25 protein-coding genes are annotated in these 25,753 nt (G+C 65.8%); 13 read left to right on the top strand and 12 right to left on the bottom strand.

Translation table 11 applies throughout. From position 1 onward, the window contains the following. Positions 1–61: 61 nt before the first annotated feature. From EV656_RS05005 to EV656_RS04985, 5 genes are all read right to left on the bottom strand, one after another. Positions 62–769 (bottom strand): hypothetical protein, encoded by a 708-nt coding sequence (locus EV656_RS05005; protein WP_132600252.1) that lies wholly within the window; start codon positions 767–769, stop codon positions 62–64. Beyond that, positions 766–2,409 (bottom strand): CTP synthase, encoded by a 1,644-nt coding sequence (locus EV656_RS05000; protein WP_132600249.1) that lies wholly within the window; start codon positions 2,407–2,409, stop codon positions 766–768. The genes EV656_RS05005 and EV656_RS05000 overlap by 4 nt, the downstream gene beginning before the upstream one ends. A 170-nt stretch (positions 2,410–2,579) precedes the next feature. Further along, positions 2,580–2,957 carry a preprotein translocase subunit SecG gene (gene secG / locus EV656_RS04995; protein WP_132600246.1) on the bottom strand — a complete coding sequence of 126 codons (378 nt, stop codon included), beginning with the start codon at positions 2,955–2,957 and terminating at the stop codon, positions 2,580–2,582. Positions 2,958–3,022: 65 nt separating this feature from the next. Then, on the bottom strand, positions 3,023–3,451 hold the full coding sequence (locus EV656_RS04990; RefSeq protein WP_132600243.1) for a DUF6524 family protein: 429 nt from the start codon (positions 3,449–3,451) through the stop codon (positions 3,023–3,025). Positions 3,452–3,609: 158 nt separating this feature from the next. After that, a complete protein-coding gene (locus EV656_RS04985; RefSeq protein WP_132600240.1) occupies positions 3,610–4,008 on the bottom strand; it encodes a DUF6524 family protein in 399 nt (132 codons plus the stop codon). Between the two features lie 139 nt (positions 4,009–4,147). On the opposite strand from EV656_RS04985, the gene EV656_RS04980 reads away from it, so the two are divergent. Together EV656_RS04980 and EV656_RS04975 are read left to right on the top strand one after the other, a co-directional pair. Beyond that, complete coding sequence (locus tag EV656_RS04980) at positions 4,148–5,440, top strand: adenylosuccinate synthase (RefSeq protein ID WP_132600237.1); 1,293 nt, start codon at positions 4,148–4,150, stop codon at positions 5,438–5,440. Beyond that, positions 5,440–5,676: a DUF2842 domain-containing protein gene (locus EV656_RS04975; protein ID WP_132600234.1), complete on the top strand. Its 237-nt coding sequence runs from the start codon at positions 5,440–5,442 to the stop codon at positions 5,674–5,676. The genes EV656_RS04980 and EV656_RS04975 overlap by 1 nt, the downstream gene beginning before the upstream one ends. Before the next feature lie 4 nt (positions 5,677–5,680). Here EV656_RS04975 and EV656_RS04970 read toward each other — a convergent pair whose 3' ends face one another. Beyond that, positions 5,681–7,750 carry a hypothetical protein gene (locus EV656_RS04970; RefSeq protein WP_132600231.1) on the bottom strand — a complete coding sequence of 690 codons (2,070 nt, stop codon included), beginning with the start codon at positions 7,748–7,750 and terminating at the stop codon, positions 5,681–5,683. Between the two features lie 139 nt (positions 7,751–7,889). Between EV656_RS04970 and EV656_RS04965 the strand changes: the two genes are divergently transcribed. From EV656_RS04965 to EV656_RS04945, 5 genes are all read left to right on the top strand, one after another. After that, positions 7,890–8,564 (top strand): thiamine diphosphokinase, encoded by a 675-nt coding sequence (locus tag EV656_RS04965; protein WP_132600228.1) that lies wholly within the window; start codon positions 7,890–7,892, stop codon positions 8,562–8,564. Between the two features lie 217 nt (positions 8,565–8,781). Beyond that, the gene (locus EV656_RS04960) at positions 8,782–9,285 is read left to right on the top strand and encodes a type III secretion system chaperone family protein (protein WP_132600225.1); all 504 of its coding nucleotides are present in this window, start codon (positions 8,782–8,784) and stop codon (positions 9,283–9,285) included. Positions 9,286–9,315: 30 nt separating this feature from the next. Next, a complete protein-coding gene (gene proC, locus EV656_RS04955) occupies positions 9,316–10,137 on the top strand; it encodes a pyrroline-5-carboxylate reductase (protein ID WP_132600222.1) in 822 nt (273 codons plus the stop codon). Then, complete coding sequence (locus EV656_RS04950) at positions 10,134–10,472, top strand: tRNA-binding protein (protein WP_132600219.1); 339 nt, start codon at positions 10,134–10,136, stop codon at positions 10,470–10,472. Before proC ends, EV656_RS04950 begins: the two co-directional genes overlap by 4 nt. Next, positions 10,472–11,422: a 2-hydroxyacid dehydrogenase gene (locus EV656_RS04945; RefSeq protein ID WP_132600216.1), complete on the top strand. Its 951-nt coding sequence runs from the start codon at positions 10,472–10,474 to the stop codon at positions 11,420–11,422. The genes EV656_RS04950 and EV656_RS04945 overlap by 1 nt, the downstream gene beginning before the upstream one ends. Positions 11,423–11,471: 49 nt before the next feature. Here EV656_RS04945 and ppk2 read toward each other — a convergent pair whose 3' ends face one another. Beyond that, positions 11,472–12,416, bottom strand: coding sequence for a polyphosphate kinase 2 (gene ppk2 / locus EV656_RS04940; protein WP_132600213.1), 945 nt, complete (start codon positions 12,414–12,416; stop codon positions 11,472–11,474). 189 nt (positions 12,417–12,605) lie between these two features. Here ppk2 and parE point away from each other — a divergent pair, with 189 nt between their 5' ends. Together parE and EV656_RS04930 are read left to right on the top strand one after the other, a co-directional pair. Beyond that, positions 12,606–14,570: a DNA topoisomerase IV subunit B gene (gene parE, locus EV656_RS04935; protein ID WP_132600210.1), complete on the top strand. Its 1,965-nt coding sequence runs from the start codon at positions 12,606–12,608 to the stop codon at positions 14,568–14,570. A 345-nt stretch (positions 14,571–14,915) separates the two neighbouring features. Next, positions 14,916–15,398 carry a hypothetical protein gene (locus EV656_RS04930; protein ID WP_132600207.1) on the top strand — a complete coding sequence of 161 codons (483 nt, stop codon included), beginning with the start codon at positions 14,916–14,918 and terminating at the stop codon, positions 15,396–15,398. A 127-nt stretch (positions 15,399–15,525) separates the two neighbouring features. On the opposite strand, the gene rimO is transcribed toward EV656_RS04930, so the two are convergent. Next, positions 15,526–16,902, bottom strand: a complete 1,377-nt coding sequence (gene rimO / locus EV656_RS04925) for a 30S ribosomal protein S12 methylthiotransferase RimO (protein WP_165918936.1) — start codon at positions 16,900–16,902, stop codon at positions 15,526–15,528. Positions 16,903–17,011: 109 nt separating this feature from the next. On the opposite strand from rimO, the gene EV656_RS04920 reads away from it, so the two are divergent. Continuing rightward, the gene (locus EV656_RS04920) at positions 17,012–19,006 is read left to right on the top strand and encodes an AsmA family protein (protein ID WP_132600201.1); all 1,995 of its coding nucleotides are present in this window, start codon (positions 17,012–17,014) and stop codon (positions 19,004–19,006) included. Between the two features lie 276 nt (positions 19,007–19,282). On the opposite strand, the gene EV656_RS04915 is transcribed toward EV656_RS04920, so the two are convergent. Further along, positions 19,283–19,897 carry a GcrA family cell cycle regulator gene (locus EV656_RS04915; RefSeq protein ID WP_132600198.1) on the bottom strand — a complete coding sequence of 205 codons (615 nt, stop codon included), beginning with the start codon at positions 19,895–19,897 and terminating at the stop codon, positions 19,283–19,285. Between the two features lie 138 nt (positions 19,898–20,035). Here EV656_RS04915 and EV656_RS04910 point away from each other — a divergent pair, with 138 nt between their 5' ends. Continuing rightward, complete coding sequence (locus tag EV656_RS04910) at positions 20,036–20,836, top strand: ABC transporter permease (protein WP_243695676.1); 801 nt, start codon at positions 20,036–20,038, stop codon at positions 20,834–20,836. Positions 20,837–20,849: 13 nt separating this feature from the next. On the opposite strand, the gene trpA is transcribed toward EV656_RS04910, so the two are convergent. Further along, complete coding sequence (gene trpA / locus EV656_RS04905) at positions 20,850–21,641, bottom strand: tryptophan synthase subunit alpha (protein ID WP_132600919.1); 792 nt, start codon at positions 21,639–21,641, stop codon at positions 20,850–20,852. 137 nt (positions 21,642–21,778) lie between these two features. On the opposite strand from trpA, the gene ychF reads away from it, so the two are divergent. Then, positions 21,779–22,876 (top strand): redox-regulated ATPase YchF, encoded by a 1,098-nt coding sequence (gene ychF / locus EV656_RS04900; protein WP_132600195.1) that lies wholly within the window; start codon positions 21,779–21,781, stop codon positions 22,874–22,876. 8 nt (positions 22,877–22,884) lie between these two features. Here ychF and EV656_RS04895 read toward each other — a convergent pair whose 3' ends face one another. After that, complete coding sequence (locus tag EV656_RS04895; RefSeq protein WP_132600192.1) at positions 22,885–23,616, bottom strand: class I SAM-dependent methyltransferase; 732 nt, start codon at positions 23,614–23,616, stop codon at positions 22,885–22,887. Positions 23,617–23,743: 127 nt separating this feature from the next. Here EV656_RS04895 and EV656_RS04890 point away from each other — a divergent pair, with 127 nt between their 5' ends. Continuing rightward, the gene (locus tag EV656_RS04890; RefSeq protein WP_165918935.1) at positions 23,744–24,706 is read left to right on the top strand and encodes a glycosyltransferase family 2 protein; all 963 of its coding nucleotides are present in this window, start codon (positions 23,744–23,746) and stop codon (positions 24,704–24,706) included. Positions 24,707–24,709: 3 nt separating this feature from the next. Here EV656_RS04890 and EV656_RS04885 read toward each other — a convergent pair whose 3' ends face one another. Continuing rightward, entirely contained in the window at positions 24,710–25,732 is a 1,023-nt protein-coding gene (locus tag EV656_RS04885; RefSeq protein ID WP_132600186.1) for a hypothetical protein, read from the bottom strand. Between the last annotated feature and the right edge of the window lie 21 nt (positions 25,733–25,753).

The following is a 25,753-nucleotide window of genomic DNA, read 5'->3' as shown; positions in this document are numbered from 1 at the left end:
GCGCCGCGTCAAAGCCATGAAAAGCGGCTGTTGCCCGGCCTGCGGCCACGATTGCGAGAGGCTAGCCCGTCAGCGGTACGCAGCCGAACCGGATGTCGTCCAGCGCGATCCCGCCCTTGTCCAGGTTGGTGACGGTGATCCCTGCAATATCGGCGGTCTGTCCGGCGCGCAGATAGCCATAGCCGGTAATCCCGCCGCCCGGGGCATGGCGCAGGCGGGCCAGTTTGCGCCCGTCGCGGGCGTAAAACGTGACGGTGACATCACCCACATGATCGGCGTTGCGGCCCAGGGCGTCGACATATTCCGTGTGCAACCGCAGGGCCACGGCGCAGGCATCGCGGGCCAGCCAGATCGCCAGCGCGCCCTCGCCCCGGCCCTCGGGCACGGGCCAGCGGCGGGGGCCCAGCGGATAGACGGCGTTGGATCGAAAGGCCCGGTGAAAGGACACGCTCAGCCCCGCATCCGGGGCGCCGGTTTCCAGGGTCAGCGGCGCGGTGGGCCGCCCTGTCACGCCGTCATGCAGGCCGTTTTCGGGGCCGGGCGCCATGCGCAGCGCCTGCCCGGCAAACCGTTCGCCCAGCCGGGCGCCCGCCGTTGCATAGCCGTGGTCCAGGTTGTGGCCCGGTTCGGGCAGGGCGGGCAGGTCGTCGAAATCGGCCCGGCCGCTTAGCAGTGGGGCCAGCGCGTCGTAGGGCAGCGTCTGCACCGCCTGCGCCCCGACCGGGACGGCCAGCGCAAGCCAGGCGATCAGCGCGCCCGCGCCCCTCACACCAACCGCGAGGTATCCACCGCCGCGCGCACGAAATCGGCGAACAGCGGATGCGGCGCGAAGGGTTTGGATTTCAGCTCGGGGTGGAACTGGACGCCGATGAACCAGCGGTGATCCTTCCATTCCACGATTTCGGGCAGGCGCCCGTCCGGGGACATACCGGAAAAGACCAGGCCCTTTTCCTCAAGCGCGTCGCGGTATTTCGTGTCCACCTCATAGCGGTGGCGGTGGCGTTCCTCGATCGTGGTGGTGCCGTAGATCTGCGCCACCTTGGACCCCTCTTTCAGATGGGCGGTGTAGCTGCCCAGGCGCATCGTGCCGCCCTTGTCGTCCTCGACCTTGCGGCGGACGGTGGCATTGCCCTGCACCCATTCCTTCAGGTGGTAAACAACGGGGGTAAAGCGTTTCTGCCCGGCCTCGTGGTCGAACTCCTCGGACCCGGCATCGGATAGTTCGGCAACGTTGCGCGCGGCCTCGATCACGGCCATCTGCATGCCCAGGCAGATGCCCAGGTAGGGCACGTCGCGTTCGCGGGCGAATTTGGCGGCCTTGATCTTGCCTTCGGTTCCGCGTTCGCCGAAACCGCCGGGCACAAGGATCGCGTGGAACCCCTCCAGCCAGGGGGCGGGATCTTCGCGTTCAAAGATTTCGGCGTCGATCCATTCGGATTTGACGCGGACGCGGTTGGCCATGCCGCCATGGGTCAGCGCCTCGGCGATGGATTTATAGGCGTCTTCCAGCTGGGTGTACTTGCCTACGATGGCGACGCGCACCTCGCCCTCGGCGTTGAAGATGCGGTCTGACACGTCCTCCCAGCGGCCGAGGTCGGGCTTGGGCGCGGGGCTGATCTGGAACGCGTCCAGCACCGCCTGGTCCAGCCCCTCGCGGTGATAGGCCAGCGGCACCTCGTAGATGGATTTCAGATCCTGCGCGGCGATCACGCTGTCGGGACGCACGTTGCAGAAGAGCGCCAGCTTTTCGCGCTCCTTCTCGGGGATCGGCCCCTCGGAGCGGCAGACCAGCACGTCGGGGGCAATGCCGATGGAGCGCAATTCCTTGACCGAGTGCTGGGTCGGCTTGGTCTTCAGCTCGCCGCTGGCGCGGATATAGGGCAGCAGGGTCAGGTGCATGAAGATGCACTGACCGCGCGGCTTGTCCTGAGAAAACTGGCGGATCGCCTCGAAGAAGGGCAGGCCCTCGATATCGCCGACGGTGCCGCCGATCTCGCACAGCATGAAATCGACCTCATCTTCGCCAATGGCGATGAAGTCTTTGATTTCATTGGTGACGTGGGGGATCACCTGGATCGTCTTGCCCAGATAGTCGCCGCGGCGTTCCTTTTCCAGCACGGTGGAATAGATGCGCCCCGAACTGACCGAGTCGGTCTGGCGTGCGGCAACCCCGGTAAAGCGTTCGTAATGGCCCAGATCCAGGTCGGTCTCGGCGCCGTCATCGGTGACGAAAACCTCGCCATGTTCAAAGGGGCTCATCGTGCCGGGATCGACGTTCAGGTAAGGGTCCAGCTTGCGCAGCCGCACGGTGAACCCGCGGGCCTGCAACAACGCGCCCAACGCGGCCGAGGCCAGCCCCTTGCCCAGGGACGAAACAACCCCACCCGTGATGAAAATGAACCGTGCCATGTGGCAGACGCCCCCGTGATTATGCGTGGTCTCAGGTCGATCCGGTGCGGGAAAGACCGCAGCATCACGGGATTAGAGATATAGCGGATTCGCCAATCCGCCGCAATATCGCCGCAAGATGCTGAGGCCGTCAGGCAACCGGAATCAAATTCTTGTGGTGATTGGGCCGATCATTCCGCACGCGGCGGCGGCAGCGGCGCATCGCTGGGCGCAACCGGCGCCGGCGGCAACAGGCCCATGGGGTCCTGCTCGGCGGGCTGGGGATCGGCGGGTTCCTCGGCGACAGGTTCGGGCGCGCTGCGGATGCGATCCACGACCGAGGTGCCGGCGGAATTCTTGGCGGCCAGGATGGTCAGGGTGATCGACGTGGCGATGAAGGCCGCGGCAAAGACCCAGGTCAGTTTACCCAGCGGCGTTGTCGGTGCACGGCCGGCGGCGGCACCGCCGCCACCCATGCCAAGGCCACCCCCCTCGTTCCGCTGCAACAGCACAATGCCGATAAGGCAAAGGGCAAGGATCAGATGAACGATGAGGATGACGTTTTCCATAGGGAGCGGCCCAATCTGCGTTTCGGGGCCTACCTAAGCCCAACGGACCGCCCCCGCAACCCCCGTCAGGCGTTCGCGGTCTTGCCGGCCTTGGCAGCCTTGGCGCGGGTTTCCTCTTGCGCGGCCTTGCGGCTGGCCTTGGCCGACTTGCGCCAGCTCATCGCCGCGCCCAGCACGAAGGACACCAGCACCAGACCGGCGTAGATGTTGAAGTCGCTCATCTCCATGATCAGCAGGCCGTTATCCACCAGGATATAGCCGGCAAGTGCGAAGATGATGATCAGCAGCAGCACGCCCAGTTTGCCCAGGGTGCCGAACAGAACCCCCAGCAGCAGCAGGTAGACGATGGCCACAAGCACGCCCAGGCCAATGACCAGTGGCTTTTGCGCATCGTAGTTTTCCTGTGCCCAGGTGACGAAGTTGTAGTCGGTAGTGTTGTAGGTCGCGGCGAGGATGATGAAGGCGATCAGCCAGCGAAAGATAAACCCGGACATATCGGCTCCTCCGTTACGGTTTCAATGATGAGTCGCGGGAAAGTGTAACGCCCTCAGCGGCTCATGCCTGCAAAAATGGCTGGCCTCATCGTCGCAGGGCCATTGCCGCCCCCGCCCGGCGGACGGGGGGCGGCAACGCGCCGCAACCGCGGCGCGGTTCACTCGTCCACGTCGTCAACGTCGGTCTGGCCTGTCAGGCGGCGGCGCACCCGGCTCCAGGACAGGCCGGTGCCCAGAACCAGGGACAGGGCGAACAGCCCGATCCAGGTATTCAGCCCCGGATCGTCCAGCCGCAGGATGCGGTAATCCATCAGCACCCACAGCAGCGCCGCCACCAGCGCGGTCACCAGCAGCATCCCGAACGTCCCGATCGAGCGCAGCGTGGCCCGCAGGTAGATCACGTAGACGGTCAGCAGAACCAGCCCGCACAGAACGATCAGCGGTGTCTGGTCGGCCCAGGCGGTCATCAGCCAATGGGTATAATTCCACTGGGTCGGGTTGAAGGTCAGGGCCAGCAGGGCGAATGCCCCCAGCCAGCGCAGCAGGAAGCCGGACATGTTTCCCTCCGTGTCATCTAGGTCTGAGTCGCGCCCGAGTGTAACGCCGCAGGGGCCGACGCGCGGCCAGTTTTGCCTTGCCTCGTCGTCGCACGTGACTATGAAGACGAGCGTTTGCAGATTGAAGTGAGGAAGGGCCATGGCCAACGTCGTCGTCGTCGGCGCCCAGTGGGGCGACGAAGGAAAAGGCAAGATCGTCGATTGGCTGTCGGAACGCGCCGATGTGGTCGCGCGCTTTCAGGGCGGTCACAATGCCGGGCACACGCTGGTCATCGACGGCAAGGTCTACAAGCTGCACGCGCTGCCCTCGGGTGTGGTGCGCGGCGGCAAGCTGTCGGTCATCGGCAACGGCATGGTGCTGGACCCCTGGCACGTCCTGAAAGAGATCGAGACCCTGCGCGGGCAGGGGGTCGAAATCACACCCGAAACCCTGATGATCGCGGAAAACACGCCGCTGATCCTGCCCTTCCACGGCGAATTGGACCGCGCCCGCGAAGGCCAGACGACGGTGGCCAAGATCGGCACCACCGGGCGCGGCATCGGCCCGTGTTACGAGGACAAGGTCGGCCGACGGGTGATCCGCGTGGCCGATCTGGGCGACCGCGCCACCCTGGAACTGCGCGTCGATCGCGCGCTGATCCACCACAACGCGTTGCGCGCGGGCCTGGGACTGGAGCCGGTGGACCGCGACGCGCTGATCGCAGAACTGGAAAAGATCGCCCCCGAGATCCTGCAATACGCCGCCCCCGTCTGGAAGGTGCTGAACGAAAAGCAGAAATCGGGCAAGCGTATCCTGTTCGAAGGCGCGCAAGGGGCGCTGCTGGATATTGATTTCGGCACCTATCCCTTTGTCACGTCGTCGAACGTGATCGCGGGGCAGGCGGCCACGGGTACCGGGCTGGGCCCGGACGCGGTGGATTTCGTGCTGGGCATCGTCAAGGCCTACACGACCCGCGTGGGCGAGGGGCCGTTCCCCACCGAACTGGACGACGCTGACGGCGAACGCCTGGGCACGCGCGGCCATGAATTCGGCACCACCACCGGCCGCAAGCGCCGCTGTGGGTGGTTCGACGCGGTGCTGGTGCGCCAGACCTGCGCGACCAGCGGCGTGTCGGGCATTGCGCTGACCAAGCTGGACGTGCTGGACGGGTTCGAAACGCTGAAGATCTGCGTCGGCTACGAACTGGACGGCAAGGTGCTGGACCACCTGCCCACCGCCGCCGATCAGCAGGCGCGCTGCACCCCGGTTTACGAGGAAATGCCGGGCTGGACGGAATCGACCGAGGGCGCGCGCAGCTGGGCCGACCTGCCGGCCGGCGCGATCAAGTATGTCCGCCGGGTGGAAGAGTTGATCCAGTGCCCGGTTGCGCTACTGTCCACCTCTCCCGAAAGGGAAGATACAATCCTTGTCACGGACCCGTTCGCAGACTGATGCCCCTGTCCTACAAAGCCCGCCGCCGCTGGTCCCTGGTCATCCTTCTGATCGGGCTGCCCGCCTATATCGTCATCGCGGTGACGATCATGAATCTGTTCGAGCGTCCCCCCTTCTGGGTGGAACTGCTGGTCTATGTGGCGCTGGGGATCGTCTGGGCGCTGCCGTTCAAATTCATCTTTCGCGGCATCGGCAAGGCCGATCCGGACGCAACGCCGCGCGACGGCGGGGAGTAGGCGTTCAGGCCTGGCGGCGTTCCGCGGAATCGTCGCCGCCATCCTCGGCCAGCCGGAAGCGTCCGCGCGCGATCTTTTGCAGCGCGCCCGAGCGGAGCATCTTGCCGATTGACAGCAACAGCTCTTCGCGGGTGGCCGCATCGCCCAGATGGTCCATGGCCAGGCGCATCACCTGCGGACGCGAAAAGTCGCCCTCGTCCTCGACCTCCGTCAGGTAGGCACAGGCCGCCGCGACCACGGTGTCGGCATCGTAGGCGCCGCGCGCCTCGGCAAAGCTGGCAAAGCTGTCCGCGCTGGCGGACTCGACAAAGATGTTGTTGTCCGCTTTCGCCGGTTCGTCCCTTTGCCCGGTGTCCTGGCGTTCGGCATCGCCGCGCATCACCCGGCGCGGGCGTACCGCGCGCGGTTCATCGCCGGGCGCGTGCGCCGGGGTGTCCACGCGCTGTTCCGAGACTAGCATGAGCGGGGCCAGCCGGTCGGACTTGCCCGGCCGCGGGGTGCGCGCGCCGGACGCGCCGCCGCGCACCACCTTGGCCAGCACTTCGCGATAGGGGTGGGTCTGGCGCTCGGCCTCGGTCCCGGCGTCGTTGCTGTCGGGGGCGATCTGGCGATCGGCGACGGTCGCCGCAACGGCCGCCTTGAGGTGCGAGATCGCGGCCAGCCTGCGTTTCTGTTCCGGCCCTTCCAGCTTGGTATTGGTTTCGTCGACCAGGCGCCGCAGGACGTTTTCCTGGGCTTCGCGCTCTTCGGGTGTTTTGGGCGGGCGCACCGCACCGGTAGAATGCGCGGCCTCGGTCGGGCGCTTCGGCACCTCTTGCGTGGCGGCCGCCAGTTCGGCCTGCAGCTCCGCTTCCAGATCGTCGGGCAGGCGCGCGGCCTCGTCCTCGGGCAGCGTGCTGTCCGCGGCGGGTTCGTCTTCGGCGGCAGGTTCTTCTGTGGCGGCGGGCGCGGGGTGCGCGTCCTGCGGTTCGGGCTGTTCGTCCGGCGTTTCCGGTTGTTCTTCCTGCGCTTCGGGCTGCGCGTCCAGAGCTTCCGGCTGCGCCTCTGCCGCGTCCGGTTGCACCAGGTCATCGCGCTTGATCCTCAACACGCGGGCACGGATGGCATCGGCGGTCTCGTTCGCCTCTTCGAGGATCAAGGCGCCCCGCTCGGCCTCTTCGGTGTTGGGGCGGTCGTCCTGCTCCTGCTGGCCGGTGGGGGTGTCCTGATCCGCCTGCTGCGGGGCCTCGGGCTCTTCCACGGGCTCGGGAGTGTCCTCAGCCTCAGCTTGCGCGGCCTCTGCGGTTTCGGTCGGCGTTTCCTCTTGCGGTGCTTCGGGTTCGTCCTCTGCGGTGTCCTCGGGGTGCGCCGCCTCTTCGATTTCAGCGTCTTCGCCGGTCTCGGGGGCAGTTTCGGGCATATCCGCCTGCGCGGGCGGTGTGTCGGGGGTCTCCGACACCGGCACTTCAGGCGTGTCAGCGGTTTCCGGTGCCACCTCTTCTGCCATCGGTTCATCGGCCGAAACGGCGGGCGCCTCGTCCAGTGCGGGGGCCGCATCCGCGTCGTCGCTGTGCGCTGCGTCGTCCTGGGCCGGCCCCTCGGCGCTGTCCGCGTCGATGATGTCGGCGTCGTCCGGTTCGGCGGCGGATTGTTGGACCGTTTGGCCGATGGCGCCCGGGGCCCATGCCGCAGGGGCGGTGTCGCGCGCGGTTTCCACGACCGCACGGATGCGCGCCAGCTTGGCGGCGACGGACTCCGCGCGCGGTGCGGGGGCAGTGTTGCTGCGGGCCGGTTCAGCCTGGCGTTGTTCGGGTTCGGGGCGGTCTTGCGGCACGTCCAGTTCAGCCGGGCGCAGCACGATGCCCTCTGCGCCGACATGGGCATCCACGCGCTTGCGGATCTCACGTTCGGCGATGCGCTGCAGCATCTCGGCGTCAGGCGTCGGCGGTTCGGCCCCGAAATAGCGGTCATCCGCAGCGAGGTCGCGGAAATACTCCGCGATGGCCTTCATCGTGCCAAAGGAATCCTCGAACCCTTCCAGGGTACAGGAAAAGGTCCCATAGGACACGGTCAGGATCTTACTCGTACCAACCATGTGTTCCTCGCTTTCTGCCCGCACCTTTCCACCATCTTTACCATAGGGGGAGGCGCCAAAATGAACAGAAACGGGCCTTTTGAGGGATTTTTCAGGCGAGAGATTGTGGTTAACCCCAGAATGCCGCATGAGGAACACGATGCCGACACAGATTTTGCAAAGTTCCGCCAGCGTCACCCTTCTGGGCGGCGGCGAGGTGTCCGACGCCCAGTTGGCGCGGGCCCTGGCCCATGCGCCCGTTGTGGCGGCGGCGGACGGGGGGGCCGATTCTGCCCTTGCGCGCGGTCACGTACCGCAAGCGGTGATCGGCGATTTCGACTCGATCTCGTCGGCTGCGCGCGCGGCAATTCCGCCAGATCGGCAGCATGTGGTGGCCGAGCAGGAAAGCACCGATTTCGAGAAATGCCTGCGCGCGATTACCGCGCCGCTGGTGCTGGGCCTGGGGTTCCTGGGGCCACGGATCGACCATCAACTGGCAGCGCTGAATACGCTGGTCCGTTTCCCCGACCGGCGTTGCATTCTGCTGGGGGACGAGGATTTGTGTTTCGCCTGTCCGCCTGACCTGGCGCTGGACCTGCCGGTGGGCACGCGGTTGTCGCTGTTTCCGATGGCTGGGCTGCAGGGGCACAGCACCGGGCTGCACTGGCCGATCGAGGGGCTGGATTTCGCGCCTGACGGGCGGGTCGGCACCTCGAACCGGGTTGCGGGGCCGGTGCGGTTGCGAATGGCGCGGGCGGGTATGCTGGTGATCCTGCCGCAACAGCAGCTGGATGCGGCCATCGCCGGGCTGATGGCTGCGCCGCCCCGCGGGTAGGGCGGAACCGGCCGCAGGCGCGCCAGCCCATATTTCGATCTATCCACAACATCTCGTGTACGGCCCGCACGGCGTCACAAAAATTCTGCTTTACAGCTGGTGTCTTTGCCAGCACGATATGTTGTGAGGGCCAAAGGGGGGGCGCCCCGGTCCTAGAGCAGGCACCAAAGCCTAGTGGGCTGCCACCCATTTCAGGCTACAACTCATGAGGCCGGGCATGTCACTTTCCGAAGATTTCCTTCAGACCGAGGAACTGCACCCGATCGACATCGTCGAGCATCTGGCCGAGCATCGGGAATGGGAATTCGACCGGGTCGCCGACGACCAGATCGCCATGGCGGTCGAGGGGCAGTGGCGCACCTACTCCATCACCCTGGCGTGGTCGGGCTATGACGAGATGCTGCGCCTGATCTGTACCTTCGAGATGGAGCCGCCCGAGGACAAGCTGCCCGCGCTTTATGAAACGCTGAACCGCACCAACGACATGTGCTGGGGCGGCGCGTTCACCTATTGGCACGAACAGCGGCTGATGGTCTGGCGCTATGGGCTGATGCTGTCGGGGGGGCAGATGGTCGCGCCCGAGCAGATCGAGCGGCTGATTTCCACGGCTGTCCTGACGGCGGAACGGTTCTACCCGGCGTTCCAACTGGTGTCCTGGGGGGACCATGCGCCGGAAACGGCAATGGATGTCGCCATTGCAGAGGCCTACGGCCGCGCCTAACCTGCCCCCGATCCGACAGGGGGACATATAATGAACATGGATGATCTGGCGGCCCGCGGGCTGGTTCTGCTGGGCTGTGGCAAGATGGGTTCCGCCATGCTGGAGGGCTGGCTGGAGGGGGGCTTGCCGCCCGCCTCGGTCTGGGTGATCGACCCGGGCGCATCGAACTGGCTGGCCGCCCGCGCGGCAGAGGGCCTGCATCTGAACGAAGAACTGCCAGAGGCGCCGGCCGCGGTGCTGTTGGCGGTCAAGCCGCAGATGATGGACCAGGCCTTGCCGCAGGTGGCGGGCTACGCGGACGGGCGCACGGTGTTCCTGTCCGTCGCGGCGGGCAAGACGCTGGCCTATTTCGCCGAACGGCTGGGGGTGGATGCCCCGGTTATCCGCGCCATGCCCAACACACCCGCCGCCGTGGGGCGGGGCATCACCGCGTTGATCGGCAACGCCCATGTGGACGATGCCGCACTGGCCCTGGCCGAACAATTGCTTTCCGCCGTGGGCCAGACCGTCCGGTTGCAGCACGAGGGCCAGATGGACGCGGTCACCGCCGTTTCCGGCTCTGGCCCGGCCTATGTGTTCCATCTGATCGAAACGCTGGCCGCCGCCGGGCAGGCGCAGGGCCTGCCGCCCGAGATGGCGATGAAACTGGCCAAGGCCACCGTTGGGGGGGCCGGGCAACTGGCCGAACAGGCGGATGAGGATCCCGCGCAGTTGCGGGTCAATGTCACCTCGCCGGGTGGCACGACGGCCGCCGCGCTGGCGGTGTTGATGGATGCGGAAACCGGCTTTCCGACCTTGCTGGACCGGGCCGTCACCGCCGCCGCCGAACGTTCGCGGGAGTTGGGGAAATGAGCGAGATCAGCTTTGACGAGTTCCTGAAGGTGGATATTCGCGTGGGTCAGATCACCCGCGCGGAACCCTACCCCGAGGCACGCAAGCCCGCGATCAAGCTGTGGGTGGATTTCGGCCCCGAGATCGGCGAGCGGAAAAGCTCGGCCCAGATCACGGCCCATTATGCGCCAGAGGAACTTCCGGGCAAGCGGGTGCTGGGGGTCGTCAATTTCCCCCCGCGCCAGATCGGCAAGTTTATGTCCGAGGTGCTGGTGCTGGGTCTGCCGGACGAAAACGGCGAGGTCGTGCTGATTACCCCGGACAAGGATGTGCCCCTGGGCGGGCGAATGTTCTGATGCGCCTGCTGATCACCCGCCCGCTGCCCGAGCGCGTGGTTGCCGCCGCCGGGGATCTGGCCCAGGTCGAGCTGCGCACCAGCACCGCGCCGCTGGACGATGCGGAATTGCGCCGTGCCCTGGCCGAATTCGACCTGCTGCTGCCCACGCTGGGGGATCGCTTCACGGCGGATGTGTTTGCCGATGTGCCCGCGCCGCGCGCGCGGCTGCTGGCCAATTTCGGGGTGGGCTACAACCATATCGACGTGGATGCGGCCCGTGCGGCGGGCGTGGCGGTGACGAACACGCCGGGCGCCGTGACCGATGCCACCGCCGATATTGCCCTGACACTGATGCTGATGACCTGCCGCCGCGCGGGCGAGGGCGAGCGGTTGCTGCGCGCGGGCCAGTGGACCGGCTGGCACCCGACCCAGATGCTGGGCCTGCACATGAGCGGCAAGCGCGTGGGCATCATCGGCATGGGCAATATCGGGCAGGCCATCGCGCGGCGCTGCCATTTCGGGTTCGGGATGCAGGTGTCCTATGTCACCCGCACGCCCCGTGATCTGGATTTCCCCGCGCAGGCGCTAAACGGCCTGACGGACCTGGCCGCCGCCGTTGATGTGCTGGTGTGCTGCGTGCCGGGCGGGGCGGAAACGCATCACCTGGTGGGGGCGGGGGTTTTCGCCGCGATGCGCCCGCATGCCCATTTCGTCAACATCTCGCGCGGCGATGTGGTGGACGAGGCCGCCCTGATCGCCGCGCTGAAGGCCGGACGGATCGCGGGCGCCGGGCTGGATGTCTATGAGTTCGAGCCGAAGGTGCCCGCCGCCCTGCGCGCGATGGAAAACGTGGCGCTGCTGCCCCATCTGGGCACCGCGGCGCTGGAGGTGCGCGAGGCGATGGGCATGATGGCGGTGGACAACATCCGCGCCCATCTGGCGGGGCAGACGCCGCCCAACCTGCTGTAGCGGAAATTTTGCCCGCCCCACGCAGAGGGGCGGGCCGGGTCAGCGGGGTTCAGCCTTCGCGGCCCTTGCGCAGGTCGGGGTGCAGCGAGGTGCCCAGGATGTGGTCGGTTTTGTGGATCACGTGTTCTGCCCGGCCCACGATCAGGGGATCGGGGTCACACGCGATCCTGGGGTTCTTGCCCGGATAGTCCAGTGAATGCAGGAAGTGCCGCATGCAGTTCAGCCGCGCGCGTTTCTTGTCGTCCGACTTGATGATCGTCCAGGGCGCATCGGCTGTGTCGGTATAGAAGAACATGGCCTCCTTGGCCTCGGTGTAGTCGTCCCACTTGTCCAAGCTGGCCTTGTCGATGGGCGACAGTTTCCACCGCTTCAGCGGGTCGGTTTCCCGCGCCTTGAACCGGCGTTTCTGTTCCTCTTGCGTGACCGAGAACCAGTATTTGTACAGCCGGATGCCCGAGTTCACCAACATACGCTCCAGCTCTGGTGTCTGGCGCATGAATTCCAGGTATTCGTTCGGCGTGCAGAACCCCATCACCCGTTCCACGCCCGCGCGGTTGTACCAGGAGCGGTCGTAGAAAACCATCTCGCCGACCGTGGGCAGCTCATTGATATAGCGTTGGAAAAACCACTGGCCCTTTTCTTCCCATGTGGGCTTGTTCAGCGCGACGACGCGGGCCAAGCGCGGGTTCAGGTGTTCCATGAACCGCTTGATCGTGCCGCCCTTGCCCGCCGCGTCGCGCCCCTCGAACAGGATCACGAATTTCTGGTCGGTTTCCTGCGCCCACAACTGCACCTTCAGCAGTTCAGCCTGCAACTTGGCCTTTTGCGCCTCGTAAGAGCGGCGGGACATCTTGGTGTCATAGGGGTATTCGCCCGACTCGAAGGCATGGGCGATATTGGCGGGCGACGCCAGCGGCGCGCGGCCCTTGCCGTTCGGTTTGGGCTGCGAGGCGGTGGGCGCGGCGGCGTCCGCCGCGGGCTGGGGATCGGCCATGCAAAAGTCCTTCTGTTTTCTGGAACCAGTCTAAGCCATTCCCGCGCAAGGTGCCTTGAGGGATGTCAATAAACCGTCACAAAGCGTGCTGGCCGCGCCGCAGGCTGGCCCCAGACCTTGCGGCCCATTGCGGTTGCCCCCCAAAACCTGCTCTAATACCGGAAACCACCCACAAGACATGAGCCGCCAATGCCCGCCGACGACCTTCTTTCAGGCGCCGCCCCGTCCGACAGCTACGATGCGTCCTCTATCGAGGTGCTGGAGGGGCTGGAACCCGTCCGCAAGCGCCCCGGCATGTATATCGGCGGCACCGACGAACGTGCACTGCACCACCTGGTCGCCGAGGTGCTGGACAACGCCATGGACGAGGCCGTGGCCGGACACGCCACCCGGATCGAGGTGGAGTTGCACGAGGATCATTCCGTCACGATCCGCGACAACGGCCGCGGCATCCCCGTGGACCCGCACCCCAAGTTTCCCGACAAATCCGCGCTGGAGGTGATCCTGTGTACCCTGCACGCGGGCGGCAAGTTCTCGGGCAAGGCGTACCAGACATCGGGCGGGTTGCACGGGGTGGGCGTGTCCGTGGTCAACGCCCTGTCCGACCGTCTGCGGGTCGAGGTCGCCCGCAACCGCGAACTCTTTGCGCAGGAGTTTTCCCGCGGCATCCCCCAGGGCAAGCTGGAGCGGATCGGCAGCGCCCCCAACCGGCGCGGCACGACTGTCACCTTTCATGCGGATGAACAGATATTTGGCAGCCACCGCTTCAAACCCGCGCGCCTGCTGAAGATGGCCCGCTCCAAGGCCTATCTGTTTTCCGGCGTTGAAATCCGCTGGAAATCGGCGTTGGCCGATGGCGACACCCCGCAAGAGGCCGTGTTCCACTTCCCCGGGGGCCTGTCGGACTACCTGAGCGAGACGCTGGGCGCGGCTGCCACCTATGCCGACCGGCCCTTTGCGGGCAAGGTCAGTTTCCAGGAAAAGTTCGGCCAGCCGGGCAGCGTGGAATGGGCGGTGAACTGGACGCCCGCGCGCGACGGGTTCATCAATTCCTACTGCAACACGGTGCCGACGCCCGAGGGCGGCACCCATGAGGCCGGGTTCTGGGCCGCGATCCTGAAGGGCATCCGCGCCTATGGCGAGCTGGCGAACAACCGCAAGGCCGCGCAGATCACCCGCGACGACCTGATGGGCGGGGCCTGCGCGATGGTGTCCACCTTTATCCGCGAACCCGAATTCGTGGGCCAGACCAAGGACCGCCTGGCCACGACCGAGGCGCAAAGAATGGTCGAGGGCGCGGTGCGCGACCATTTCGACCATTGGCTGGCGTCAGACCCGAAATCGGCGGGTGCGATCCTGGATTTCCTGGTCCTGCGGGCCGAGGAACGGCTGAAACGCCGCGCCGAAAAGGAAACCGCCCGGAAATCGGCCACGAAACGCCTGCGCCTGCCGGGCAAGCTGGTCGATTGCGCCACCACCGCGCGCGAGGGGACGGAACTGTTCATCGTCGAGGGCGACAGCGCGGGCGGGTCCGCGAAAATGGCGCGCGACCGCAAGACACAGGCGCTGCTGCCGCTGCGGGGCAAGATCCTGAACGTGCTGGGGGCGGCCTCGTCGAAACTGGGCAGCAATGCCGAGATCAACGACCTGACCCAGGCCCTGGGCACCGGGCTGGGCACCAAGTTCCGCATCGACGATCTGCGCTATGACAAGGTCATCATCATGACCGACGCGGATGTGGACGGGGCGCATATCGCCAGCCTGCTGATGACGTTCTTTTTCACCCAGATGCGGCCACTGATCGATCAGGGGCATCTGTACCTGGCCTGCCCGCCGCTGTTCCGCCTGACCCAAGGTGCCAAACGCGTCTATGCGCTGGACGAGGCGGAAAAGGCGATGTGGCTGGAAAAGGGACTGGGCGGCAAGGGCAAGATCGATGTCAGCCGGTTCAAGGGCCTGGGCGAAATGGACGCCAAGGATCTGAAGGAAACCACGATGGACCCGGCATCGCGCAAACTGATCCGCGTGTCCATCGACGAGGACGAACCGGGCGAAACGGCGGACCTGGTGGAACGGCTGATGGGTAAGAAACCGGAGTTGCGGTTCCAGTATATTCAGGAGAACGCGAGGTTTGTGGAGGAGGTGGATGTTTAGGGCATCCAATGCTTAAAGATGAGTCGAACTATTGGACAATGCGCTCTAACGCGAAAAAACGGCAAGTTTGTAAAGTGCCACATTATTCCCGAGTCACTAACCCGACCACGCGAAAGGGGCTCTCCGCTATTCCAAACATCGAAGGGAAATGGTCCAAAGCGACGCTGGACAAGCTGGTATGACCCCAAACTCGTTATTCGCGAAGGAGAAGATATACTCTCCGCAATAGATGACAAAGCAATAAAGATTCTGCGAAAACATCTTTTAATTTGGTCGAGCTGGATTGCTTTTAAGCCGCACTTCGAAATCTTGACTCGCGTTGAACCAGTGTGGGGATGCCGGCGAGTGAAAATCGAAGGTGCGCAAGATTTGCATCGTTTCTTCTTGAGTATTGTCTGGAGAGCCGCTGCATCTTCCCTTCCGGACATGTCAGAAGTGGCACTGAATGATGGTGTTCTCGCTCACCTGAGAGAAATCATTTTGGGAGAAAGAGAATTGAGCGTAAATTTTATGCCAGTTACGCTTACGCAGCTTTCCTCAAGGCAACAGCCACACAACATGTCACCAATACTTGATGTGAAAGTGCGACCTCCAATCTCCGGAATGCCTGAGCGTGTAATGCCGATTGTAAGACTATTCATGGATGGCCTTGTTGCACATTGCCACTTGAACAGTTCAGATTTTGACATTCTTGATGGAAATGAACTGCTAGTCGGCGGGGCTGACGAACTGTTCATATCTTCGGTGACATACGAAGGGTCATTCCAAGAGGAAAATCTTTTAATGAATATGTATGAAACCTATCTTGGTCCCCAGCAGCAACCGTAGGGTGGGTGCCAACCCACCACCCATCCTGGAAACCGAACACCACCACAGGGCCGCGACCGGCCGGGCGGTCTAAACCTCATAGGCGACTCCTCAGGCACCCACTGGGTACACGCCACCCACCATCCCGCTAGTCGCCCAACCGGCCCCACAGATCATACGCCCCGGCCTCGTCCACGGTCACGGTCACGATGTCCCCCGGCGCCAGTCCTTCGGCGCCGTCGTCGATGAACAGGCAGCCGTCGATTTCGGGCGCGTCGGCCTGGGTGCGGCAGGTGGCGATGCCGTCTTCGTCTACCTCGTCGACGATCACCAGCAGGCGCTGGCCGACCTTGGCGGCCAGTTTCGCCTCTGATATCGCCTGCGCCTTTTCCATGAAGCGGGTCCAGCGGTCTTGCTTGACCTCCTCCGGCACATGGTCGGGCAGGGCGTTCGACCGGGCGCCGGCGACGTTTTCGTATTGAAAGCATCCCACGCGATCCAGTTGCGCCGCGTCCAGCCAATCCAGCAGGGTCTGGAATTCCGCTTCCGTTTCGCCCGGATACCCCACGATGAAGGTCGAGCGCAGCGCGATATCCGGGCAGTCGCGCCGCCAGGCGGCGATCTCGTCCAGTGTTTTGGCCGCCGCCGCCGGGCGGGCCATGCGCCGCAGGGTGTCGGGGTGGGCGTGCTGGAACGGGATATCCAGATAGGGCAGCACCAGCCCCTCTGCCATCAGGGGGATCAGCTCGCGCACATGGGGGTAGGGATAGACGTAATGCAGCCGCACCCATGCGCCCAACTGCCCCAGGTCGCGCGCCAGGTCGGTGATATGGGCGCGGTGGCCGCGGTCGGTGGCATGTTTCAGGTCCACCCCATAGGCCGAGGTGTCCTGGCTGATGACCAGCAGTTCGCGCACCCCGGCCTCGACCAGCTTTTCGGCCTCTCGCACCACCGCGTGCGCGGGTCGGCTGGCCAGGCGCCCCCGCATGTCGGGAATGATGCAAAAGCGGCACTTGTGGTTACAGCCCTCTGAAATCTTCAGATAGCTGTAATGGCGCGGGGTCAGTTTCACGCCAGAGGCGGGCAACAGGTCCACGAACGGGTCGGGATCGGGGGGCACGACCCCATGCACCGCGTCCAGCACCTGTTCGTATTGATGCGGGCCGGTGACGGCCAGAACCGATGGATGCGCGCCGATGATATAGTCCGGCTCTGCCCCCAGGCAGCCGGTCACGATCACCCGTCCGTTTTCGGCCAACGCCTCGCCGATGGCCTGCAAGCTTTCGGCCTTGGCGCTGTCCAGGAACCCGCAGGTGTTCACGATCACCGCGTTGGCGCCTGCGTAATCGGGGCTGATCGCATAGCCCTCGGCCCGCAGGCGCGTCAGGATGCGTTCGCTGTCCACCAGCGCCTTGGGGCAGCCAAGGCTGACCATGCCGATGGTCGGCTGGCCGGGGCGGGCGGTGTCCGCGATGCGGGCACGCGGGGCGAGGTCGGGGCGCAGGTCGGGCGGGTTGGTGCTCATCCCCGCCATATAGGGCGGGTTGCGCCCCGGCGGAAGCGAAAGCCGCGCTTGGCGGGGGCGCGGCGGGGCCTTACGCTTGGGCCTGTCGAAGGTGAACGCGGGGGGCGCGATGCGCTGGTTGATTCGTCTGGTCCTGACCCTTGGGGTGTTCGTGGTTCTGGCCGTGGGGGCGCTGTTCCTGCTGCCCGCCGACCGCATCGCCGGGCTGGCAGCCGACCAGATCCGTGCCGCGACCGGGCGCGAGTTGACGATGACCGGGCGCCTGCGCCCGGCGATCTGGCCCGATATCGGGATTTCGACCGGGCCGGTGGCGCTGTCCAATGCCGACTGGTCCGATCAGGGGCCGCTGTTGCAGGCCAAGGGGCTGTCGGTCGGGTTGGATCTGCGCGCGCTGATCGGGGGCGACATCGTGATCCGCCAGATCACCGCCGAGGCGCCCCAGATCGTGCTAGAGCGGGCCGCCGACGGCCGGGTGAACTGGGCGTTGGGCGGAGAGGAGGCCACTGGCGGGGCCGCGCCGGGGGATGGCGGGGGCGGTGCGCCGCGTGCCTTTACCCTGGATACGGGGCGGATCACCGGGGCGCGGGTGACCTATATCGACCACGCCACCGGCCAGCGGACCGATCTGTCCGGGCTGGATGCAACGCTGGCCCTGCCGGACTATGCGGGGGCGGCCACGCTGGCCTTGTCGGCTACGCTGAACGGTGCCCCCCTGAGCGCCGATGTCACCATCGGCCAGGTTGCCGCGATGATGGAGGGCCGGGTTTCCACCGTCGCGGTGCAGGCCGCGCTGGCGGGGGCGAAGGCCGGGTTCGAGGGGCGCGCCGGTCTGCGCCCGCTGGCCGCCGAAGGCACGGTGCAGGCCGAGGCCACGGACCTGCCCGCCCTGTTCGCGGCCCTGGGGCAGCCCGCGCCGGACCTGCCGCCGGGCGTGGGCCAGCGTCTGGGCGTGAGCGGGCAACTGACCTACGCGCCCGAAGGGTCCGTTCACCTGCGAGAGGCGACCTTACGACAGGACGACAATGTCCTGAGCGGGGCCGCCGACCTGTTCTTGCAGGAAAAGCCGCGCCTGACCGGGCAGTTCCGGGCCGGGGCGCTGGATCTGTCCGCCTTTACCCTGGAAGAGCCGCAGGCCAACGGCGCGGCGGGCGGTGACACGGCGCGGGGCTGGTCCACCGCGCCCATCGACGTGGGCGCATTGGGTGCGCTGGACGCCGAACTGGCGCTGACCGCAGACAGTGTGAACCTGGGCAAGGGACAGCTTGGTCCGACGCAGATCCGGGCCACGCTGACCGACCGGCGGCTGGTGATCGACCTGCAACGGGTGCAGGGTTATGGCGGCACCGTCACCGGCGCGGTGGTGGTCAATGGCCGCGGGGGGCTGTCGGTGCGGGGCGATCTGGCCGTGGCGGGCATGCAGATGCAGCCGCTGCTGGGCGATCTGGCCGGGTTCGAGCGGCTGATCGGTCAAGGGGATGTCACGCTGTCGGTGCTGGGCTCGGGCGCGTCGCTGGCCGCGATCATGGACAGCCTGGATGGCACTGGCGCGGTCAGCTTTGGCAAGGGGGAAATCCTGGGTCTGGATATCACCGGGATGCTGCGCACGCTGGACACCTCTTATGTCGGCAAGGGGTCCAAGACGATCTTTGACGCGATCACGGCCAGTTTTACCATCGAGGACGGCGTGCTGCGCAACGATGACCTGTCCTTCGTCGCGCCCCTTCTGCGCGCGGTGGGCGAGGGGCGCGTGGGCCTGGGTGGGCAGACGGTGAAATACCGGCTGGTGCCCACCGCGCTGTCGGGAACGGATGGAAAGGGCGGGCTGAAGGTGCCGCTGCTGATCCGGGGGTCGTGGTCCGACCCGAAATTCCAGCTGGACCTGGAGGCGCTGGCCGAAGAAGAACTGGATCTGGAGGGACAGCGCGAGGCGCTGAAAGAGCAGGCCGAGGCAGTGGCGGAGAAGGCGCGTGAGGATCTGCGCACCCGCGCAGCCGAGGAATTGGGGGTCTCCTCGGACGAGGGTGAAAGCCTGGAAGATGCCGCCCGGCGCAAACTGCGCGAAGAGGCCGAGAAGGGGCTGAGGGGCCTCTTCGGGATCAAGTAGGCGGGGGCGCCCCGCCCGCCCGCGATCACGACAAGCGTAGCCGCGGTGGCCGTCAGCCTGACCCCCAACAGGAAGGCGACCATGGTCAGCGCCAGCGGTGATCCGACGCCAGCACACCGTGTGGATTGACAGGATGTCCAGACCCGCAGGCCCACCCGCACCAGCGGGGTGATGCGGGGCTGGCGGGTCAGCCGCCCCAGTGCATCCACAGCAAGGCTTGCCAGCCCCAGCCGCCGAGGGTCAGCATAAGCAGGCCCTCGAACATCGGGCGGCCATCTAGCGCTTGCGGTCGCGGCGCGCGCTCATCGGTTGGAAGGCGACGCCGACATGCGCCTCGCAATAGGGTTTGCCGGGCTGCACGGGCAGGCCGCAGAACCAGAAATCATCCGTTGCCGGGTCACCCACGGGCCATTTGCAGGTCCGCTCGGTCAGCTCCATCAGCGTCAGCTTCTTGGCGTTCTTTTCCACCTCGCGGGCCGAGGCCAGCGACTCGGGGCTGATCTCGTTGGCCGAAGGTTGCGGCGGCAGGGGTTGCCCGGCGGGGGTGACCGGCTTGCGCGTGGCGGGCACCGGGGCCGGTGCGGCGGCGGGCTTGGGCGGCTCGGCCTCGGTGGCCGGGGCCGTGGCGGGCGGCTCTTGCGGGGCGGGCTTGGGGGCCTCTGCTGCGGGTTTGGGCGCGGCTTCGGCCTTGGGGGCGGTCTTTTCCTTGGCCGGGGCGGACTGGGACTTGGCCGCGGCGGTGCCCGCGCGGTTCGACAGCCCCAGCCGGTGCACCTTGCCGATCACTGCGTTGCGGGTCACGCCGCCCAGCTCTTTCGCGATCTGGCTGGCAGACTGGCCCTCGGCCCACATGCGTTTCAGTGTTTCGACGCGCTCTTCGGTCCAGGACATTCGTGTTTCCTTGGCTGACGGCGGGCAGGTGGCGATGATCGTCCGGTCCCGCCGGCTTGAGAATTCCGGTGAGCGGCTATTTTAATCCGGGCATAAACCGGGATACAAGCCACGGACTGGAAGATGGGGACAGGACCGATGAAGGCAAGTGCGATGGGCGTGCGCCGTTTCGGGCGCGTGAACTGGCTGGGGCTCGCCACGCTGAGCAGGCGGGAAATCCAGCGCTTCATGGCGGTCTGGACCCAGACCCTGGCCGCGCCGCTGGTCACGGCGGGGCTGTTCCTGGGGGTCTTTTCGCTGGCCATCGGCCCCACGCGGGGCGAGGTGATGGGCGTGCCCTTCATCCAGTTCCTGGCGCCGGGCATCCTGATGATGACGGTGATCCAGAACGCCTTTGCCAATACCTCGTCCTCGATCCTGATTTCCAAGATCCAGGGCAATATCGTCGACACCCTGATGCCGCCCCTGTCGGCGGCGGAACTGCTGGTCGGCTACACGATCGGCGGGGTGGCGCGCGGTGTGCTGGTGGCGGTTGCCATCGGCGCGCTGATGACGCTGGTTCTGGGTACCGGGGTGGCGCATCCGGTCTGGGCGGCGGTGTTCGTGCTGCTCGGGTCGACCTTCCTGGCGGGGCTGGGGATCGTGGCGGCGATCCTGGCGAACAAGTTCGACCAGATGGCGGCGATCACGAATTTCATCGTCACGCCGCTGAGCTTTCTGTCCGGCACCTTTTATTCCATCGAGCGGCTGCCGTTGGCGATGCAGGTCATCACCCATGTGAACCCTGTTTTCTACCTGATCGACGGGGTGCGATACGGGATGATCGGGAAATCCGACAGCTCGCCCTGGCTGGGGCTGGTCGTCTGCACGATCAGCACCGGGGTCGTGATGGCGCTGTGCTGGCGCTGGCTGAAATCGGGCTATCGGATGAAGGCGTGATCCGCCGGGGCGATCAGCCCCGGTGCGCACCCGCGGCCAGGCCCGCGACGTAATCCAGAATTTCCGGCACCGGGCGGCCCTCTTCGATCTGCTTGACGATGGCAGAGCCGACCACCGCGCCATCGGCCACGCTGGCAATCGCCTGGGCGGTTTCGGGGGTCTTGATGCCAAAGCCCACGATCACCGGTAGGTCGGTCTGGCCCTTGATCCGCGCCACCTCGGGGGCGACATCGGTGGCCTGCGCCTCGGCCGCGCCGGTGATCCCGGTGATCGAGACATAGTAGACGAACCCGCTGGTATTCTGCAGCACACGCGGCAGGCGCTTGTCGTCGGTCGTGGGCGTGGCCAGCCGGATAAAGTTCAGCCCCGCCTTTTGCGCGGGGATGCACAGTTCGTCATCCTCTTCGGGGGGCAGGTCCACGACGATCAGACCATCCACCCCGGCGGCCTTGGTATCGGCCAGGAAGGTGTCCACACCCCGGTTATAGATCGGGTTGTAATAGCCCATCATCACGATCGGCGTGGTGTCATCGGTTTCGCGAAACGCCCGCGCCATGGCCAGGGTCTTTTCCAGGGTCTGGCCCCCCTCCAGCGCGCGCTGCCCGGCCAGCTGGATGGTCGGGCCGTCGGCCATCGGGTCGGTGAACGGAATGCCCAGTTCGATGATGTCCACGCCCGCGCCGGGCAGACCCTTCACGATCTGCAGCGAGGTGTCGTAATCGGGGTCGCCCGCCATGACATAGGCGACGAAGGCCTTGCGGCCTGCGGCTTGCAGTTCTGCGAACTTGGCGTCGATGCGCGTCATGGTGTCCTCCCGGCTGTGGTCCATGGCGGTTTGCGGCAGGGCGCGGGGAAAATCAATGGGCGGTTTGCGCGCTGCCCCGCCTTGACGCCGCGCCCGCCCGCCCCCTACATGCGCGCGGACCAGCCAAGGAGAGGGACATGGGCTTCAAGACCGGCATCGTCGGCCTGCCGAACGTGGGCAAATCGACGCTTTTCAACGCGCTGACCCGCACCGCGGCGGCGCAGGCGGCGAATTTCCCCTTCTGCACCATCGAACCCAACGTGGGCGAGGTGGCCGTGCCCGACCCGCGCCTGGACAAGCTGGCCGAGATTGCTGGTTCCAAACAGATCATCCCCACCCGGATGACCTTTGTCGACATCGCGGGGCTGGTGAAGGGCGCCTCCAAGGGCGAGGGGCTGGGCAACCAGTTCCTGGCCAATATCCGCGAATGCGACGCCATCGCCCATGTCCTGCGCTGTTTCGAGGATGGCGATGTTACCCATGTCGAGGGGCGGGTGAACCCCGTGGCCGATGCAGAGGTGATCGAGACCGAGTTGATGCTGGCCGACATGGAAAGCATCGAAAAGCGCCTGCAGGGGCTGGTCCGCAAGGTGCGCGGCGGCGACAAGGAGGCCGTCCAGCAGGAACGCCTGCTGAAAGAGGCGCTGGCCGCCCTGGAAAACGGCCAACCCGCCCGCACCGTCGAGGTGGCCGAGGATGACGCCAAGGCCTGGGACATGCTGCAACTGCTGACCGCCAAGCCGGTCCTATACGTATGCAACGTGTCCGAGGACGAGGCGGCGCAGGGCAACGCGCATTCCGCCGCCGTGGCCGCGATGGCCGCCGAACAGGGCGCCGCCAGCGTTGTGATTTCCGCCAAGATCGAGGAAGAGATCAGCCAGCTGGACGCCGAAGAGGCCGAGATGTTCCTGTCCGAACTGGGCCTGGAAGAGGCGGGGCTGGATCGCCTTATCAAGGCGGGGCACAAGCTGTTGGGGCTGCAGACCTATTTCACCGTCGGCCCGAAAGAGGCCCGCGCCTGGACCATCCCCGAGGGCACCTCAGCGCCCAAGGCCGCCGGCGTCATCCACGGCGATTTCGAACGCGGCTTTATTCGGGCCGAAACCATCGCCTATGACGATTTCATCGCTTGCGGGGGCGAGCAGGGGGCCAAGGATGCCGGCAAGATGCGGGCCGAGGGCAAGGGATACGTTGTGCAGGACGGCGACGTGATGCACTTCCTGTTCAACACCTGATCGGGCGTCTAGCCGTCCTCGGCCCAGCGGTGGGTGTAGTCGCTTTGTTGCACGCCGCTGCGGGCCTTGGCGCGCTTGGGGCGGTGGACGACATAGGCCAGATAGGTGCGCTGCGCGGGCATCTTGCCTGCGACGCGCACACGGTGGCCGGTTTCGTGCGGATCGAATATCTGCCACGGCTTGTCGCGCGGCCGTTCGGGCAGCACCCAGCATTCCGGCACCTCGCAGCCCATGCCGCGTTTCCAGAAGGAAAACACCAGGTCCGGCGAGAATTGGTAGAACCCGTGGGCAAAGAAATTGTTGCCCGGTGAAATGCCGATGAAACTGCCCCCCGGTGCAAGCAAGTCATAGGCGTTGGTCAGGGCCGTCTTCACGTCGAACACATGCTCCAGCGTGCCGCCATCGAACACCAGATCGTATTTGCGGTGCAGTTTCTTGGGCAGCGGCGTGTTCAGGTCGTGGACCAGCGTCGCGCCCTCGAAATCGGAATAATCCAGGCTGTCCACCTGATCGAACCCCAGCCGCTGGAAAAAGGGTTCGGCATAGCCGCCATTGGCGTTTTCCAGCGCTTCCAGGGTCAGGCCGGGGCAATAGGCATCCAGCAGGCGGTCCGCGCGGTTGCGCAGGCGCGGGATGGCGACATGCAGGCTTTGCCGGCCCAGCATGACCATCCTGTCCTTGCGTTCCAGCGCCGGGACGATCCGCAGCAAGAAGTCGAAAGCGGCAAGATCAATTCCCATGGCGGCCTGTCTTCACTGTTTTTTCTGCCCTTTGCGGGCAGCGTGTCCTGCCCGATCGCCGCTTCACATGGCGCTGTGTATCTCTTACCGTCGGCGGCAACATCCGTGAAGCGTGGAGTCAGGCTGGTTGAAAATCGCCCTCGTTGCAACAGCGAAGGATGAAGGCCCGTTCCTGCTGGAATGGGTCGCGTATCATCGGCTTGCGGGGTTCGACCCGATCATCGTTTTTCAGAACGACAGCACGGATGGCACCGCGGCGATCCTGACCGAGTTGGACCGGATCGGTGCGATTTCCTATTTCGACAACCCGGCCAAGCGCGGGCGCCACCAGATACGCGCCTATACGCGCGCCGCAAAGCTGGACAGCTACCGCGCGGCGGACTGGGCCATGGCGCTGGACCTGGATGAATTCCTGTGCGTGAAATGCGGGGCGGGCCGGGTGCAGGATCTGTTGGCCGCCGTGCCCGATACGGACCAGGTGCTGGTCAACTGGCGGTTCTTCGGCGCGGGGGGCTATGCCTCGCTTTCGGATCGGCTGGTCACGGAACGGTTTACCCTTTGCGACCGGGCCGCCGACATGTCGGGCGAGTTGAAGGCCTACAAGACGCTGTTTCGCACCGCGCTGTTCGAACGTCCGGGCGTGCACAGGGTCCATCCCCGCGATGACGCGGGCGGCCCGTTGCGCACGGTCAATGGCTCGGGCTTGGTCGAGGGGGCGTTCGAGATCAAGAATTTCCGATCGACCGATCCGGGGCTTTTGTCGTTGGCGCAGGTGAACCACTACGTGTTGCGGGATGCCTCCAGCTTTTTGATCAAGGCCACGCGGGGCAGCGCCCACCAGCCCGATCGCGACCTGCGCGAGAATTTTTGGAACCGCCGGCAAAAGCGGGCGAACGTGGACCAGGACAGGACGCTGCACGACCGCGCCGCCGATATCGCGGCCGAGATGGCCGTGCTGGATGACCAAAGCGGCGGGCGGCTGGGGCGGTTGCGGCAAAAGGCGCTGCGCCACTACGCGGCGCGGCTGGAAAGCTTGCTGGAAGATCCCGCCAACCGCGACCTGTTCGTGCATTGCGCGCGCACGGCCTGAGGATCAGCCGCGGAACAACCGCGCCCGGTTGCGGCGTTCGATCCGTCCGATCGCAGCGGCGATCCGTTCCTGCGCCTGGGCATATAGCGCCAGTTCCTCTTGCGGGGGGGGATAGCGGTCGGGCGCGTCTGGCGCGAGATCGGCCATGTCGAACAGCGGCCCGTCATCGTCCTTGATGAAGCGTTTGCAAACGGCGGCGTTCCCGTCGGCGAAATGTGCCATGATCTGCAAGCATTGGCCCTTGGTAAAGACATCGCGCGACCGGCGTGGGGCGCCGTCGGGGTCCAGGATCATTTCGCGTGCCAGTTCGCGCACGTTGATTTTCGTGTGGCGGGCCAGGGCGCCCATCTGCTCGGTCACGGCGCGCGACAGGGTCTGGTTGGCGTCGCGTTCCGGCTGAACGAAATCCGCATCTGCCATGTTCAGCCCCAGCACCCCCAGGAAATCGGCGATGACATCGCCGTTTTTCAGCGCGCGGCGTTCGAATCGGCGCAGGATGACGGCATCGTCGCCGATCACATCGGCAAAGGCCCCCAGGATCGCCCGGTAATCGGCGATCTCGTCGCCGACCTTTGCGACGAAATCCAGGGGGGACAGGTGTTCGCGGCCGTTCTTGGTCTTCTGCTTGTACATCGCTTCCAGGTAGGCGTCCTGCCGTCGGGCATAGGCCACAACCCGGCAGGCGCCGCGCAGCCCGGCGGGCATGTGCCTGGCCATCGCCGCGGCGATGTCGCGGTCGAAGAAATTCTCGCTAGACATGATCGACAGCGTGTCCGGGTGGGCGGCGACCTCGGCTGCGACATCGGCCCATATGGCGGCTGCATCCGGGCCGCGCAGGGGCCGGAACAGGCTGTTATGCGAGATGTTGCGCCGCCCCGTCGCCAGAAAACGCAGGCCGCGCCCGGCCAGGGCCGTTTCGTTCGCGCTGAGAAAGTTCTGCAACGCAGTGCTACCCGTCTTTTGCGAGCCGATATGGATCAACAGGCCGCCGGGGCCAGGGGCGGACGGGTCCGCGCTGTCGGTCATGGGCATGCGCGGCTCCTGCCT

The sequence above is a fragment of the Rhodovulum adriaticum genome, from assembly GCF_004345735.1.
Classification (GTDB): Bacteria; Pseudomonadota; Alphaproteobacteria; order Rhodobacterales; family Rhodobacteraceae; genus Rhodovulum; species Rhodovulum adriaticum.
Note: the sequence above shows the minus strand (reverse complement) of the source record. Positions and strands in the feature narration are given on the sequence as shown.

Coding starts and splice junctions, on each gene's coding strand:
- EV656_RS05000 (WP_132600249.1), bottom strand. CDS start 2,409: ATGGCACGGTTCATTTTCATCACGGGTGGGGTTGTTTCGTCCCTGGGC.
- secG (WP_132600246.1), bottom strand. CDS start 2,957: ATGGAAAACGTCATCCTCATCGTTCATCTGATCCTTGCCCTTTGCCTT.
- EV656_RS04990 (WP_132600243.1), bottom strand. CDS start 3,451: ATGTCCGGGTTTATCTTTCGCTGGCTGATCGCCTTCATCATCCTCGCC.
- EV656_RS04985 (WP_132600240.1), bottom strand. CDS start 4,008: ATGTCCGGCTTCCTGCTGCGCTGGCTGGGGGCATTCGCCCTGCTGGCC.
- EV656_RS04980 (WP_132600237.1), top strand. CDS start 4,148: ATGGCCAACGTCGTCGTCGTCGGCGCCCAGTGGGGCGACGAAGGAAAA.
- EV656_RS04975 (WP_132600234.1), top strand. CDS start 5,440: ATGCCCCTGTCCTACAAAGCCCGCCGCCGCTGGTCCCTGGTCATCCTT.
- EV656_RS04970 (WP_132600231.1), bottom strand. CDS start 7,750: ATGGTTGGTACGAGTAAGATCCTGACCGTGTCCTATGGGACCTTTTCC.
- EV656_RS04965 (WP_132600228.1), top strand. CDS start 7,890: ATGCCGACACAGATTTTGCAAAGTTCCGCCAGCGTCACCCTTCTGGGC.
- EV656_RS04960 (WP_132600225.1), top strand. CDS start 8,782: ATGTCACTTTCCGAAGATTTCCTTCAGACCGAGGAACTGCACCCGATC.
- proC (WP_132600222.1), top strand. CDS start 9,316: ATGAACATGGATGATCTGGCGGCCCGCGGGCTGGTTCTGCTGGGCTGT.
- EV656_RS04950 (WP_132600219.1), top strand. CDS start 10,134: ATGAGCGAGATCAGCTTTGACGAGTTCCTGAAGGTGGATATTCGCGTG.
- EV656_RS04945 (WP_132600216.1), top strand. CDS start 10,472: ATGCGCCTGCTGATCACCCGCCCGCTGCCCGAGCGCGTGGTTGCCGCC.
- ppk2 (WP_132600213.1), bottom strand. CDS start 12,416: ATGGCCGATCCCCAGCCCGCGGCGGACGCCGCCGCGCCCACCGCCTCG.
- parE (WP_132600210.1), top strand. CDS start 12,606: ATGCCCGCCGACGACCTTCTTTCAGGCGCCGCCCCGTCCGACAGCTAC.
- rimO (WP_165918936.1), bottom strand. CDS start 16,902: ATGAGCACCAACCCGCCCGACCTGCGCCCCGACCTCGCCCCGCGTGCC.
- EV656_RS04920 (WP_132600201.1), top strand. CDS start 17,012: ATGCGCTGGTTGATTCGTCTGGTCCTGACCCTTGGGGTGTTCGTGGTT.
- EV656_RS04915 (WP_132600198.1), bottom strand. CDS start 19,897: ATGTCCTGGACCGAAGAGCGCGTCGAAACACTGAAACGCATGTGGGCC.
- EV656_RS04910 (WP_243695676.1), top strand. CDS start 20,036: ATGAAGGCAAGTGCGATGGGCGTGCGCCGTTTCGGGCGCGTGAACTGG.
- trpA (WP_132600919.1), bottom strand. CDS start 21,641: ATGACGCGCATCGACGCCAAGTTCGCAGAACTGCAAGCCGCAGGCCGC.
- ychF (WP_132600195.1), top strand. CDS start 21,779: ATGGGCTTCAAGACCGGCATCGTCGGCCTGCCGAACGTGGGCAAATCG.
- EV656_RS04895 (WP_132600192.1), bottom strand. CDS start 23,616: ATGGGAATTGATCTTGCCGCTTTCGACTTCTTGCTGCGGATCGTCCCG.
- EV656_RS04885 (WP_132600186.1), bottom strand. CDS start 25,732: ATGACCGACAGCGCGGACCCGTCCGCCCCTGGCCCCGGCGGCCTGTTG.